This is a genomic window from Micromonospora sp. NPDC018662 (assembly GCF_044391475.1).
GTDB lineage: Bacteria > Actinomycetota > Actinomycetes > Mycobacteriales > Micromonosporaceae > Micromonospora.
On the sequence record NZ_JBISAC010000029.1, the window covers coordinates 1 to 1,872 of the forward strand.

The 1,872-nt window shown below is 69.8% G+C and carries 2 protein-coding genes and 1 pseudogene; 1 reads left to right on the forward strand and 2 read right to left on the reverse strand.

Going from position 1 to position 1,872, the window contains the following annotated elements; all coding sequences use genetic code 11:
* A partial coding sequence (locus ACH495_RS31810; RefSeq protein ID WP_396861413.1) for a LysR family transcriptional regulator occupies positions 1-128 on the reverse strand: 128 nt, incomplete at its 3' end.
* Positions 129-213: 85 nt separating this feature from the next.
* On the opposite strand from ACH495_RS31810, the gene ACH495_RS31815 reads away from it, so the two are divergent.
* On the forward strand, positions 214-1,518 hold the full coding sequence (locus ACH495_RS31815; RefSeq protein WP_396861412.1) for an aspartate aminotransferase family protein: 1,305 nt from the start codon (positions 214-216) through the stop codon (positions 1,516-1,518).
* Between the two features lie 15 nt (positions 1,519-1,533).
* Here the strand turns inward: ACH495_RS31815 and ACH495_RS31820 are convergent.
* A pseudogene (locus tag ACH495_RS31820) lies at positions 1,534-1,872 on the reverse strand (hypothetical protein); the annotation flags it as partial.

Below are 1,872 nucleotides of genomic sequence, written 5' to 3' on the forward strand. Positions count from 1 at the left end.
CGTTCCAGTGTGGTCAGCTGCTGCGACACCGCCGACGGGCTGAGGTTGCCGCGCTGTGCCACGGCCCGGACGGTGCCGTAGGTTGCCAGGTCGGCGAGCAGGCGCAGTCGCCACGGATTCAGCGTCATGGCCCCCGACTGTACGGCTCTGCTTAACAGCGACAGCGGAAATGTGCGATGGACGTGCCTCCCCGGGACTGCCTAGCGTCGGTCCATGGCTGATTCGTTCTGGTCGGACGCCGATCGTCACCTGGTCCGCTACATCGGCGCGGGCAGCTTCGTCCGCGAGATCATCGACCGGGCCGAAGGCAGTTTCGTGTTCACCGCCGACGGCCGCCGCCTGCTCGACTTCACGTCGGGGCAGATGAGCGCCATCCTCGGGCACTCCCACCCCGCTGTCGTGGCCACGGTCCAGCGGCAGGTCGCCACCCTCGACCACCTGTTCAGTGGCATGCTGAGCCGGCCCGTGGTCGAGCTGGCCCGCCGCCTCGCCGGCACGCTGCCCGCGCCGCTGGAGAAGGTCCTGCTGCTCACCACCGGCGCGGAGTCCAACGAGGCGGCGATCCGGATGGCGAAGCTGGTCACCGGCCGGCACGAGGTCATCTCGTTCGCCCGGTCGTGGCACGGGATGACGCAGGCGGCGGCGAGCGCCACCTACAGCTCGGGGCGCAAGGGGTACGGGCCCGCGGCGCCCGGCAACTTCGCGATCCCCACGCCGAACGCGTACCGGCCCGACTTCACGCTTCCCGGCGGTGAGCTGGACTGGCGGCGTCAGTTGGAGTTCTCGTTCGAGCTGTTCGACGCCCAGTCGGTGGGCAGTCTGGCGGCGTGCGTCGTCGAGCCGATCCTCAGCTCCGGCGGCGTGATCGACCTCCCGCCGGGATACCTCGCGGCGCTGCGTGACAAGGTGCACGAGCGCGGCGGGCTGGTGATCCTCGACGAGGCGCAGACCGGTCTGTGCCGCACCGGTGAGTGGTACGCGTTCCAGCGTGACGGCGTCGTGCCGGACATCCTGACCCTGTCCAAGACGCTCGGCGCAGGCCTGCCGCTGGCTGCGGTGGTGACCAGCCCGGAGATCGAGCACACCGCGCACGAGCGCGGTTTCCTCTTCTTCACCACGCACGTCTCGGACCCACTGGTGGCCGCGGTCGGCAACACGGTCCTGGACGTGCTGGAGGCCGACCGGCTCGACGAACAGGCGGCGCACCTGGGCGCGTACCTCCGCAAGGGCCTGCTGGAGATCGGCGAGCGGCACCCGGCGGTCGGCGATGTGCGCGGCCGTGGGCTGCTGGTCGGGGTCGAACTGGTCAGCGACCGGGAGTCCAAACGCCCGGCCGACGCGCTGGGTGCCGCCGTGACCGGGCGGTGCCTGGAACTGGGCCTGCACATGAACGTGGTGCAGCTGCCCGGCATGGGCGGCGTCTTCCGCATCGCGCCGGCGCTCACCTCCACCCACGCGGAGCTGGACCTGGGCCTGGAGATCCTCGACCGAGCGCTCGCCGACGTGGTGCCGCAGTAGCAAGGCGCGATCTAGTCACTCCCAGCGAAGCCGGTTGCCGGTGGAGTTGCGGGCCAGGAAGAGGGTGAGATAGGTCTGGGCGGCCATGGCGCCGATGCGGTGTTCCCTGCCGTAGTAGGTGTTCTCGCTGCTGGCACCGTAGGTGCGGCCATCGTCGAAGCGCGCCATGAGGGCCAGTTGCGCGTCGTTGTGCAGTTGCTCCCAGGTGGCCGCGGAAGGACTGATGCCGGCGTCCTGGCCGGTCAACGAGACCAGCAGGTCGAAACTGCCGAAGTAGAAGGGGAAGTGCGTACCCCAGTCGTTGCCCTCGGGGTAGTAGATCTCCGCCGAGTTCGGGCGGTAGATCGGGCTGGT

Excerpts from the sequence above, each read along its gene's own strand:
- ACH495_RS31815 (WP_396861412.1), top strand. The coding sequence starts at position 214 with ATGGCTGATTCGTTCTGGTCGGACGCCGATCGTCACCTGGTCCGCTAC.